Annotated in this window: 12 protein-coding genes; 10 read left to right on the top strand and 2 right to left on the bottom strand. The window is 71.0% G+C overall.

Annotated elements, in window-relative coordinates:
* Positions 1-138: 138 nt before the first annotated feature.
* Positions 139-324: a 50S ribosomal protein L28 gene (gene rpmB / locus ACFXDJ_RS11800; RefSeq protein ID WP_073911113.1), complete on the bottom strand. Its 186-nt coding sequence runs from the start codon at positions 322-324 to the stop codon at positions 139-141.
* A 244-nt stretch (positions 325-568) separates the two neighbouring features.
* Between rpmB and ACFXDJ_RS11795 the strand changes: the two genes are divergently transcribed.
* From ACFXDJ_RS11795 to mutM, 9 genes are all read left to right on the top strand, one after another.
* Positions 569-2,239, top strand: a complete 1,671-nt coding sequence (locus ACFXDJ_RS11795) for a DAK2 domain-containing protein (protein ID WP_384848927.1) — start codon at positions 569-571, stop codon at positions 2,237-2,239.
* A gap of 37 nt (positions 2,240-2,276) precedes the next feature.
* The gene (gene recG, locus ACFXDJ_RS11790) at positions 2,277-4,493 is read left to right on the top strand and encodes an ATP-dependent DNA helicase RecG (RefSeq protein WP_384662715.1); all 2,217 of its coding nucleotides are present in this window, start codon (positions 2,277-2,279) and stop codon (positions 4,491-4,493) included.
* Positions 4,494-4,566: 73 nt separating this feature from the next.
* On the top strand, positions 4,567-5,145 hold the full coding sequence (gene rsmD, locus ACFXDJ_RS11785; protein WP_384662712.1) for a 16S rRNA (guanine(966)-N(2))-methyltransferase RsmD: 579 nt from the start codon (positions 4,567-4,569) through the stop codon (positions 5,143-5,145).
* Between the two features lie 29 nt (positions 5,146-5,174).
* Positions 5,175-5,654 carry a pantetheine-phosphate adenylyltransferase gene (coaD, locus tag ACFXDJ_RS11780; RefSeq protein ID WP_384662723.1) on the top strand — a complete coding sequence of 160 codons (480 nt, stop codon included), beginning with the start codon at positions 5,175-5,177 and terminating at the stop codon, positions 5,652-5,654.
* A gap of 118 nt (positions 5,655-5,772) precedes the next feature.
* Positions 5,773-6,864 carry a cell division initiation protein gene (locus tag ACFXDJ_RS11775; protein WP_384848924.1) on the top strand — a complete coding sequence of 364 codons (1,092 nt, stop codon included), beginning with the start codon at positions 5,773-5,775 and terminating at the stop codon, positions 6,862-6,864.
* A 152-nt stretch (positions 6,865-7,016) separates the two neighbouring features.
* Positions 7,017-7,664: a YceD family protein gene (locus ACFXDJ_RS11770; protein WP_384662720.1), complete on the top strand. Its 648-nt coding sequence runs from the start codon at positions 7,017-7,019 to the stop codon at positions 7,662-7,664.
* Between the two features lie 2 nt (positions 7,665-7,666).
* Positions 7,667-7,840, top strand: coding sequence for a 50S ribosomal protein L32 (gene rpmF, locus ACFXDJ_RS11765; RefSeq protein ID WP_003965982.1), 174 nt, complete (start codon positions 7,667-7,669; stop codon positions 7,838-7,840).
* A gap of 19 nt (positions 7,841-7,859) precedes the next feature.
* Positions 7,860-8,669 carry a ribonuclease III gene (rnc, locus tag ACFXDJ_RS11760; RefSeq protein ID WP_384848921.1) on the top strand — a complete coding sequence of 270 codons (810 nt, stop codon included), beginning with the start codon at positions 7,860-7,862 and terminating at the stop codon, positions 8,667-8,669.
* Positions 8,670-8,796: 127 nt separating this feature from the next.
* Entirely contained in the window at positions 8,797-9,678 is an 882-nt protein-coding gene (gene mutM, locus ACFXDJ_RS11755) for a bifunctional DNA-formamidopyrimidine glycosylase/DNA-(apurinic or apyrimidinic site) lyase (RefSeq protein WP_384662975.1), read from the top strand.
* Here mutM and ACFXDJ_RS11750 read toward each other — a convergent pair.
* Positions 9,651-10,064 (bottom strand): winged helix-turn-helix transcriptional regulator, encoded by a 414-nt coding sequence (locus ACFXDJ_RS11750; RefSeq protein ID WP_384662977.1) that lies wholly within the window; start codon positions 10,062-10,064, stop codon positions 9,651-9,653. The two genes, mutM and ACFXDJ_RS11750, sit on opposite strands and share 28 nt — an antisense overlap.
* 131 nt (positions 10,065-10,195) lie before the next feature.
* On the opposite strand from ACFXDJ_RS11750, the gene ACFXDJ_RS11745 reads away from it, so the two are divergent.
* Complete coding sequence (locus tag ACFXDJ_RS11745; RefSeq protein WP_384662979.1) at positions 10,196-10,807, top strand: flavodoxin family protein; 612 nt, start codon at positions 10,196-10,198, stop codon at positions 10,805-10,807.
* Positions 10,808-10,819 lie beyond the last annotated feature (12 nt).

Below are 10,819 nucleotides of genomic sequence, written 5' to 3'. Positions count from 1 at the left end.
GGGGCTCTGTCATTTTTATTAACCCCACTGCATCTAGGGCGCTCGCCCTCCGGCGTTTTCCGCAACCGCACGCGGCGGCCCCCCCGGGCGCCCCCGCCTCTCGGGCAACCGGAAAGGGCTGCGCTACGACGGAAGGCGTCAGCGCGAGACCTTGCCGGCCTTGATGCACGAGGTGCAGGCGTTGAGGCGCTTCGGCGTCCCATTGACCACGGCACGGACACGCTGGATGTTCGGGTTCCAGCGACGCGAGGTGCGGCGGTGCGAGTGGGAAATGCTGTTGCCGAAGCTCGGCCCCTTGGCGCAAACGTCGCAGTTGGCAGCCACAGGTCACTCCAAAGACTTCAGATGCACTTACAGTGAATCCCGGCGCACCGGTATCAGGGATCTGAAGGTGGTTTGCCGGGGGGAATGGCCCGACTCTCATCGGGCAACCGGAGCAGCATACAACGACTGCCTCGGTCCAAGAAAACTACCATGTCCACCACCACCCCCGCCCCGGGGTCCCGCCCTCCCGGCAGTCCTTCGTTACCCTGCGGTGAACCCTGGCCCGCACAAGGAGGAACGCCCGGTGGCGCACGAGCCGCAGCCGCATGCCTTCGACGAGCGCGCCGAGCGCGACGCCCTCGACGCCGAAGCGGTGCGCACCTGGAGCACGCTGGCCCTGGCCGCACTGGGCCGGGCCCGCGAGGACATCGACGCGATCAACGTCTATCCCGTCGCCGACGCGGACACCGGGACCAACCTCTACCTGACCGCCGAATCCGCCGACCGCGAGCTCGAAGACGCCTTCGCCGGCGTGACGGACGGCACAGCGGGAACCTCCCTCCCCGAGGCCGTACGGGCCTTCGCGCACGGAGCCCTGATAGGCGCCCGGGGCAACTCCGGGACGATCCTCGCGCAGCTGCTGCGCGGCGTGGCCGACGTACTCGGGGACGAGCCCGCCGGGCGCGGGCCCGCGCGGCTGCTGGCCCAGGCGCTGACCCGGGCCGCCGAGGAGGCGTACCAGGCCGTCGCGCACCCGGTGGAGGGCACGATGCTCACCGTCGCCACCGCCGCCGCGCGGGCCGCCGCGGTAGCCGAGGCCGCCGCCGGGACCGTCGCCGACGTGGCCGCGGCCGCCTACGACGGGGCCCGCGCGGCCCTCGCCGAGACCCCGGGCCAGCTGGCCGAGCTGGGCCGGGCCGGGGTGGTCGACGCCGGGGGCTGCGGACTGGTCGCCGTACTCGGAGCCCTGTGGCAGGCCCTGTCCGGGCAGGAGCCGGCCGCCGAGCCGGTGCGCGGCCGGGCCGTGCCCGTACCGCGGCCGCCGGAACCCTGTGCGGAGGACCTGGGCGGACCCGCGTACGAGGTGATCTACCTGCTGGAGGCCGCCGAGGCGCGGGTCGCCGAGCTGCGCGCACGGCTCGACGGACTCGGCGACTCCCTCGTCGTGGTCGGCGGCGACGGGCTGTGGAACGTCCACGTCCACGTCGACGACCCCGGCGCGGCCGTGGAGGCCGGAGTGGTCGCCGGGCGCCCGTACCGGATCCGCATCACGCACTTCGGCGACGAGCGGCGCCGGGCCCGCGGCGAGCGCGTCCAGCGGGCCGTCGTCGCCGTGGTCCAGGGCGAGGGACTCGCCGGACTGTGCGGGGAGGCCGGAGCCACCACCGTGCTCGCGGGGCCAGACGGACCCCCGGCCGCCGCCGAACTCGTGGCGGCCGTCCGGCGGGCGCACGCCCGCGAGATCGTGCTCCTGCCGAACGCCACCGAGCTGCGCGCGGTCGCGGCGGCGGCCGCCGAACAGGCCCGCGCCGACGGCGTGCGGGTCGCCGTGATCCCCACCCGCTCCGAGGTCCAGGGCCTGGCCGCGCTCGCCGTCCACGACCCGGAGGGCACCTTCGACGAGGACGTGGTCGCCATGACCGCCGCCGCCGGCGCCACCCGCTACGGCGAACTCGCCGTCGCCGAACGGCAGTCCTTCACCTCGGCCGGCATCTGCCAGGCCGGCGACGTGCTCGGCCTCATCGACGGGGACGTGGCCGTCATCGGCGCCGACCTGCCCGAGACCGCCGAGGCCGTACTGGCACGGATGCTCGGCTCCGGCGGCGAACTCGTCACCCTGGTCCTGGGACCCGAGGTGCCGGACACGCTGGCCGCGCGCCTGGAGGCGTACGTCCAGCAGGGACACCTGGCCGTCGACACCGTCACCTACCGGGGCGGCCGCGGCTCGGCGCCGCTGCTCATCGGGGTCGAATAAGGGTCGAAGGGCCGCCGTGTCAGCGGCATGGTGTGCAATGGAACACGTGCCCGCGCTCGACGAAGACCTCAAGAAGACCCTCGGCCCCGCCACCGCCAAGGTGCTCGCCGAGCAGCTCGGCCTGCACACGGCCCTGGACCTGCTCCACCACTACCCACGGCGCTACGCCGAGCGCGGGGAGCTGACCTCGCTGGCCGAGCTCGCCGACCAGATCGACGAGCACGTGACGGTGGTCGCGCAGGTCGCCGACGCCCGCCTGCTGACCTACCAGGGCAGCCGCGGCGGCGGCAAACGCCTCGAAGTCACCATCACCGACGGCAGCGGCCGCATCCAGCTCGTCTTCTTCGGGTCGGGCGTCCACAAACCGCACAAGGAACTGCTGCCCGGCAGCCGCGCGATGTTCGCGGGCAAGGTCGGGATGTTCAACCGCAAGCTCCAGCTGGCCCACCCCGCCTACGAGCCGCTCGGCGCGGACGCCTCCGACCGGGACGCGGCGACGGCCTTCGCCAGTCAGCTCATCCCGATCTACCCGGCCTGCGCGAAGCTGGAGTCCTGGAAGATCGCCAAATGCGTGGACGCGGTGCTCCCCAGGGCCCAGGAGGTCGTGGACCCGCTGCCCGCGACCCTGCGCGAGGGCCGCGCCCTGGTCCCGCTCACCGAAGCGCTCCTCAAGATCCACCGCCCGGCCGTCAAGGCCGACATCGAGGACGCCCGCCAACGCCTCAAGTGGGACGAGGCCTTCGTCCTCCAGGTGGCCCTCGCCCGCCGCCGGCACGCCGACTCCCAGCTCCCCGCCGTCCCCCGCCGCCCCACCCCCGGCGGCCTCCTCGACCTCTTCGACGCCAAGCTCCCCTTCACCCTCACCGAAGGTCAGGAGACCGTCTCCAAGGAGATCTTCGACGACCTCGCCACGGACCACCCCATGCACCGGCTCCTCCAGGGAGAGGTCGGCTCGGGCAAGACGCTGGTGGCCCTGCGGGCCATGCTCGCCGTCGTCGACTCCGGCGGACAGGCCGCGATGCTCGCGCCCACCGAGGTGCTCGCCCAGCAGCACCACCGGTCCATCACCGAGATGATGGGCGAACTCGCCGAGGGCGGCATGCTCGGCGGGTTCGACCAGGGGACCAAGGTGGTGCTGCTCACCGGGTCGATGGGAGTGCCCGCGCGGCGCCGGGCCCTGCTCGACCTGGTCACCGGCGAGGCCGGGATCGTCATCGGCACGCACGCGCTCATCGAGGACAAGGTGAAGTTCCACGACCTCGGCCTGGTCGTCGTCGACGAGCAGCACCGCTTCGGCGTGGAACAGCGGGACGCGCTGCGCTCCAAGGGCAAGCAGCCCCCGCACCTGCTCGTCATGACCGCGACCCCGATCCCGCGCACGGTCGCCATGACCGTCTTCGGCGATCTGGAGACCTCCGTCCTGGACCAGCTGCCCGCCGGACGCTCCCCGATCGCCACCCACGTGGTGCCCGCCAAGGACAAACCCCACTTCCTGACCCGGGCCTGGGAGCGGGTCCGCGAGGAGGTCGAGAACGGGCACCAGGCGTACGTGGTCTGCCCGCGCATCGGCGACGAGGAGGACGATCCGAAGAACGGCAAGGCCGCCAAGAAGAAGGCGGCCGAGGAGGACGGCGACAGGCGTCCCCCGCTCGCGGTGCTGGAGATCGCCGAACAGCTCACCCGCGGCCCCCTGGCCGGACTCTCCGTCGAGGTGCTGCACGGGCGGATGGATCCCGCCGACAAGGACGCCGTCATGCGCCGGTTCACCGCCGGCGAGATCAAGGTCCTCGTCGCCACCACGGTCATCGAGGTCGGGGTCAACGTCCCCAACTCCACCGTCATGGTCATCATGGACGCGGACCGCTTCGGCGTCTCCCAGCTCCACCAGCTGCGCGGCCGCGTCGGCCGCGGCTCCGCCCCCGGACTGTGCCTGCTGGTCAGCGAGATGCACGAGGCCAGCCCCGCCCGCGCCCGGCTCGCCGCCGTCGCCGCCACCCTGGACGGCTTCGAGCTCTCCCGCATCGACCTGGAACAGCGCCGCGAGGGCGACGTACTGGGCCAGGCCCAGTCCGGGGTCCGCTCCTCGCTGCGCATGCTCGCGGTCATCGAGGACGAGGAGGTCATCACCCAGGCCCGCGAGGAGGCCACCCGGGTGGTCGCCGCCGATCCGGAGCTCGCGGGACTGCCGGGCCTCAGGACCGCCCTGGACGCCCTCCTGGACACCGAACGGGAGCAGTACCTGGAGAAGGGGTGAGCGGCACGACCTATCGTTGAGGGCCTGTACTCCTGTGCACCCCCCTCTGCTCGCCCCCACCGAAGGACCCCAGATGACCCGCGTGATCGCCGGAAGCGCCGGCGGGCGACGCCTCGCCGTCCCGCCCGGCACCGGCACCCGCCCGACCTCGGACCGGATGCGCGAAGGCCTCTTCTCCACGTGGGAGTCGCTGCACGGCATCGAGGGGGCCCGGGTGCTCGACCTCTACGCCGGCTCCGGCGCCGTCGGCCTGGAGGCGCTCTCCCGCGGCGCGGACCACGCGCTGCTGGTCGAGCCCGACGCCAAGGCGGCCAAGGCCATCAAGGCCAACATCACCTCGGTCGGCCTGCCCGGCGCCGAGTTCCGGGCGGGCAGGGCCGAGCAGATCGCGGCCGTTCCCGCGCACGGGGACCCGTACGACGTGGTCTTCCTGGACCCGCCCTACGAGGTCGCGCACGACGATCTTCGCGAGATCCTGCTCACACTCCGGTCCAATGGCTGGCTCACGGACGATGCACTGGTCACCGTGGAGCGCAGGACGAGGAGCGGCGCCTTCCCGTGGCCCGAGGGCTTCGAGCCGCTCCGGTCCCGGAAGTACGGCGAAGGCACCCTTTGGTACGGCCGAGCCGCCACCATCAGCGAAGAGTCATGAATCCCGTACCGGGGAGCGAGGGAATCAAGTTGCGCCGCGCCGTCTGTCCCGGGTCGTTCGACCCCATCACCAACGGACACCTCGACATCATCGGCCGGGCCTCCCGGCTCTACGACGTGGTCCACGTCGCCGTGATGATCAACCAGTCCAAGCAGGGACTGTTCACCGTCGAGGAGCGGATCGAGCTGATCCGCGAGGCGACCGCCGGCTACGGCAACATCGAGGTCGAGTCCTTCCACGGGCTCCTCGTCGACTTCTGCAAGCAGCGCGAGATCCCCGCCATCGTCAAGGGCCTGCGCGCGGTGAGCGACTTCGACTACGAGCTCCAGATGGCCCAGATGAACATGGGGCTGTCGGGCGTCGAGACGCTGTTCGTCCCGACCAACCCCACCTACAGCTTCCTGTCCTCTTCGCTGGTCAAGGAAGTGGCGGCCTGGGGCGGAGACGTCGCCCACCTGCTGCCCGCCCACGTGCACACCGCCCTGATGGAGCGGCTCGCCAACCGCTGAGGTCCGACCGCCGGATTCCCTGATGCCACGTCAGTCGGTGTCGGCCCCCGGCCCGGTGGCCTTAAAGTCGTCCCGTCCGTCTCGGGAACCGCCCGAGGCCGAGAGAGTGCGAGCCCCCATGGACGTGCAGAAGAAGCTCGACGAGATCGTCGCGGCCGTCGGCAGCGCCCGGTCCATGCCCATGTCGGCCTCGTGCGTGATCAACCGTGCGGAGCTGCTCGCCCTCCTCGAAGAGGTACGGGGCGCCCTGCCGGGCTCGCTCGCACAGGCGCAGGAGCTCATCGGCGGCCGGGAGCAGATGGTCGAGGAGGCCCGCCGGGAGGCGGACCGGATCATCGAGTCGGCGCACGCCCAGCGCGGTTCGCTGATCTCCGACACCGAGGTCGCCCGGCGCTCCCAGGACGAGGCCGACCGGATCCTGGCGGATGCCCGCCGGGAGGCCGAGGAGGTCCGGGCCGAGGCCGACGACTACGTCGACAGCAAGCTCGCCAACTTCGAGGTCGTCCTGACCAAGACCATCGGCTCGGTGGACCGCGGCCGCGAGAAGCTCCTGGGCCGGGGGGCCGGGCTCGACGAGCACGGCTACCCCGACGCGGAGGCGCCCGAGCGGAGCCACGACCCGGAGACCCAGCGCCAGCAGGCGGACGCGTACGTGGACACCAAGCTGGCCACCTTCGAGGCGGTGCTCTCCAAGACCCTGGAGGCCGTCGACCGGGGCCGTCAGAAGCTCCTCGGCCGGGTGGCCACGGACGACCTCGGCGCGCACATGGCCGCCCAGGACGCGGCGGGGCTCCAGCAGTCCCGCTCGACGAGCGACGCCGACTTCCTGGCCGGGCTGGCCGAGCCGCAGGCCCCGCTGATCCCCGCGCAGGCGCAGGCGCAGCAGGAGCCCGCGTACGACGCGTACTCCTACCAGCAGCCGGTCCAGGCCCAGGTCCAGCAGGACGCCTACTCCTACCAGGACCCCTACGGCGGCTACCAGCAGGTGCAGCAGCAGCCGGACCCGTACTCCGTCTCCTACGAGCAGCAGCAGCCGGACCCGTACTCCGGTGCAAGCACCGGCTCCACCGGAGCGGCTTACGCCGCGCACTACGATGCGCAGCCGCAGCAGGGCACGCAGGAGCAGCAGGCGGCGCTCGACGAGACCAGCTTCTTCGACACGAGCATGATCAACCTGGACCAGCTCCGCCAGTACGAGCAGGGCCGCTGACCTCCGCTCCGCACCCGGATTGGGCTCAGGGCGAAGCGGCGGGTATCCTGGCTCTTCGGTCGCGCGTATGCACCGCGATCCATGCTGCCCTTGAGTGGCGGAAATCTTGATCTTCAGCAGTCTCCAGTGATTTTGTGAAAGCAGGAACAGCCCTGAATACCCGCCTCGACCACCACAACCCCCTCGTGTTCGACACGCACGAGCTGGGGCGGCGTCCTGGTGCCATGCTGCGGCTGTCCCGTGAAATCGCGGCACCGGGGGACCTCGGTCTCGCCGGAGTCATCGGAGTGCCGGAAGGCAGCCGGCTGAACCTCAAGCTCCGCCTGGAGTCGGTCATGGAAGGGGTGCTTGTCACAGGCACCGCCCGTGGATCGGCCGTGGGAGAGTGCGTAAGGTGTCTGGAGGCCGTCGAGCGTGAGCTCAAGGCGGACTTCCAGGAGATGTTCTCGTACCCTGACGCCGACGACCGGAACCGCTCCAAGGCGGAGCCGGCCGACGACGCCGAGGACGACGAGGACACGCTCTTTATCGAGGACGGCTTGTTCGACCTCGAACCCGTGCTGCGCGACGTGGTAGTGCTCGCACTGCCGCTGCAGCCGGTGTGCCGGGAGGACTGTCTCGGACTGTGCCCCGATTGCGGGCTCAGCCTGAACGACGACCCGGACCACCACCATGACGCCGTCGACATCCGTTGGGCGGCATTGCAGGGACTCGTCACCGATCAGGGCGTCGAGAAGGACAACATGAGCGGCACTGCCTCTGACGGAGTTCAGGGCGCCGCCGAGAAGCAGGAGAAGTAGCCGTGGCTGTTCCGAAGCGGAAGATGTCGCGCAGCAACACGCGCCACCGCCGGTCGCAGTGGAAGGCTGCGGTCCCCACCTTGGTTTCGTGTGAGCGTTGCCAGGAGCCGAAGCTCCAGCACATTGCGTGCCCGAGCTGCGGCACCTACAACAAGCGCCAGGTCCTCGAGGTCTGAGCGGCTGGTGAGAGGCGCAATGTCTGAGCTGTCCAACGCTGAGAAGCAGGCAGACAGTAAGAACGCGGCCTCGTCCCACACGCTTCTGGAAGGGCGGCTCGGGTATCACCTCGAGTCCGCCCTTCTGGTGCGTGCGCTGACCCACCGTTCGTACGCGTACGAGAACGGCGGTCTGCCCACCAACGAGCGGCTGGAGTTCCTTGGGGACTCCGTGCTGGGCCTGGTGGTCACGGACACGCTGTACACGACCCACCCGGACCTGCCGGAAGGCCAGCTGGCCAAACTGCGGGCCGCGGTAGTCAACTCACGCGCACTTGCGGAGGTCGGGCGCGGCCTCGAACTCGGCTCCTTCGTCCGGCTCGGCCGCGGCGAAGAGGGCACGGGTGGCCGGGACAAGGCATCCATCCTCGCCGACACGCTTGAAGCGGTGATCGGCGCGGTCTACCTCGATCAGGGCCTCGACGCGGCCTCGGAGCTGGTTCACCGGCTCTTCGACCCGCTCATCGAGAAGTCCTCGAACCTCGGTGCCGGCCTGGACTGGAAGACCAGTCTCCAGGAGCTGACGGCGGCCGAAGGTCTTGGTGTTCCGGAATACATGGTCACAGAGACCGGTCCGGACCACGAGAAGACCTTCAGCGCTGCCGCCCGCGTCGGTGGCGTCTCGTACGGCACCGGCACCGGCCGCAGCAAGAAGGAAGCAGAACAGCAGGCGGCGGAGTCCGCTTGGCGCGGCATCCGCGCCAAGGTGGACGAGCGGACCGGGGTGCAGACCCCGGACGCCGGGGATGGCGGGGCGCCGACGCCCGCCGATCCGACGCCGGAAGCCTGACGCTTCTTTCGGGATTTACCCGCCCGCCCCTGCCTCGCAGGGGCGGGCGGACCCGTTTCCGGCCCCGGCCGGGGCGGCCGGTACGCTCGCCGGGAGCGTTCACGACCGCACCCCTCCGGAGGAACCCGTGCCCGAGCTGCCCGAAGTCGAAGTGGTGCGGCGCGGTCTGGAACGCTGGGTGGCCGGGCGGACCGTCGAGGCGGTCGAGGTGCTGCATCCGCGTGCCGTACGCCGGCACGCGGGCGGCGGAGGCGACTTCGCGGCGCGGCTGACCGGGGAGACCTTCGGGGTGGCCCGGCGGCGCGGGAAGTACCTGTGGCTGCCGCTGGCGGAGCGGCACCTGTCCGTGCTCGGACACCTCGGGATGAGCGGGCAGCTGCTGGTGCAGCCCGAGGACGCCCCCGACGAGAAGCACCTGCGCATCCGGGTGCGGTTCCGCGACGACGCGGGCACCGAGCTGCGCTTCGTCGACCAGCGGACCTTCGGCGGCATGTCGCTGCACGAGAGCGTCGCCGCCGGGACGGACGGGTACGAGGACGGGCTGCCGGACGTCATCGCGCACATCGCCCGGGACCCGCTGGACCCGCTCTTCGGCGAGGCGGCGTACCACCTGGCGCTGCGCGCCAAGCGGACCACCATCAAGCGGGCGCTGCTCGACCAGTCGCTGATCAGCGGGGTCGGCAACATCTACGCGGACGAGGCGCTGTGGCGCGCCAAGCTGCACTACGAGCGCCCCACGGCCACGCTCACGCGCCCCCGGAGCGTGGAACTCCTCGGCCACGTCCGGGACGTCATGAACGCGGCCCTCGCCGCCGGCGGCACCAGCTTCGACAGCCTGTACGTCAACGTCAACGGCGAGTCCGGCTACTTCGACCGGTCCCTCGACGCGTACGGGCGCGAGGACGAGCCCTGCCGCCGCTGCGGTACGCCGATGCGCCGCCGGCCGTGGATGAACCGGTCGAGCTACTTCTGCCCGCGCTGTCAGCGGCCCTCGCGCGCGGCCTCGTAGGCGGCGCGGGAGCCCAGTACCTCCGGCATGCGCTCCTCCAGCAGGGTGATGAGCGCGAGGAGGCGCTCCGCGATCTCCTCGCCGAACGGGGTCAGCTCGTAGTCGACGCGGGGCGGGTTGGTCGGCTGGGCCTCGCGGTTGACGATGCCGTCGCGTTCCAGGGCGTGAAGGGTCTGGGACAGCATCTTCTCGCTGACGCCGTCGACGCGGCGGCGCAGTTCGTTGAAGCGGCACGAGCCTTCGCGCAGGGCGCCCACGGTGAGGCTGCCCCAGCGGCCCGTGACGTGCTCCAGGGTTTCCCGGGAGGGACACGCGCGGGCGAAGACATCGAAGGGCGGTGCGGTAGCGGCGTCGTCGTCGGCTTCGCTACAGGCTGGAGTCTGCATGCTTTTAGCGTACTACTACGCAGCGCTGATCGTTTTGCTTGCGCTTTCGAAAAGTTAGTGGTTACCTGTCTCCCGTCGCACCAACAGCACGGAGCCGCGGCCGACCGCGGAGCATTCGAGGGAGAACAGCCTTGTCCGGTATCACGCACGCCCCCGTCGTTTCGATCGCCTACCACTCGGGCTACGGCCACACCGCCGTCATCGCCGAGGCCGTCCGGGCGGGCGCCATCGAGGCCGGTGCGACGGTTCACCTGATCAAGGTGGACGAGATCGACGACGCCCAGTGGGAGCTCCTCGGCGCCTCCGACGCGATCATCTTCGGTTCCCCCACCTACATGGGTACCGCCTCGGGCGCCTTCCACGCCTTCGCCGAAGCCAGCTCCAAGGTGTGGTTCGCCTCCGGCTGGCAGGACAAGGTGGCCGCCGGCTTCACCAACTCCGGCTCGAAGAGCGGCGACAAGGGCCAGACCCTCGGCTACTTCCAGACGCTGGCCGCGCAGCACGGCATGAGCTGGGTCAACCTGGGCCTGAAGCCGGGCTGGAACACCAGCACCGCTTCCGAGAACGACATCAACCGTCTCGGCTTCTTCGACGGCGCCGCCGCCCAGACCCACACCGACCAGGGTGCCGAGGGCGTTCACAAGGCCGACATAGCGACCGCCGAGCACCTCGGCCGCCGCGTCGCCGAGCAGACCCGCGTCATCGTCGCGGGCCGCGCCGCCCTGGCCGCCGCAGCGGTCTGACGCACGACGGGA

Origin of the sequence: Streptomyces sp. NPDC059443 (assembly GCF_042750105.1) — a bacterium.
In the GTDB taxonomy this organism is placed as follows: domain Bacteria; phylum Actinomycetota; class Actinomycetes; order Streptomycetales; family Streptomycetaceae; genus Streptomyces.
This window is presented reverse-complemented; position numbering and strand designations above follow the sequence as displayed.

Excerpts from the sequence above, each read along its gene's own strand:
- recG (WP_384662715.1), top strand. The coding sequence starts at position 2,277 with ATGGAACACGTGCCCGCGCTCGACGAAGACCTCAAGAAGACCCTCGGC.
- rsmD (WP_384662712.1), top strand. The coding sequence starts at position 4,567 with ATGACCCGCGTGATCGCCGGAAGCGCCGGCGGGCGACGCCTCGCCGTC.
- ACFXDJ_RS11775 (WP_384848924.1), top strand. The coding sequence starts at position 5,773 with ATGGACGTGCAGAAGAAGCTCGACGAGATCGTCGCGGCCGTCGGCAGC.
- rnc (WP_384848921.1), top strand. The coding sequence starts at position 7,860 with ATGTCTGAGCTGTCCAACGCTGAGAAGCAGGCAGACAGTAAGAACGCG.
- ACFXDJ_RS11750 (WP_384662977.1), bottom strand. The coding sequence starts at position 10,064 with ATGCAGACTCCAGCCTGTAGCGAAGCCGACGACGACGCCGCTACCGCA.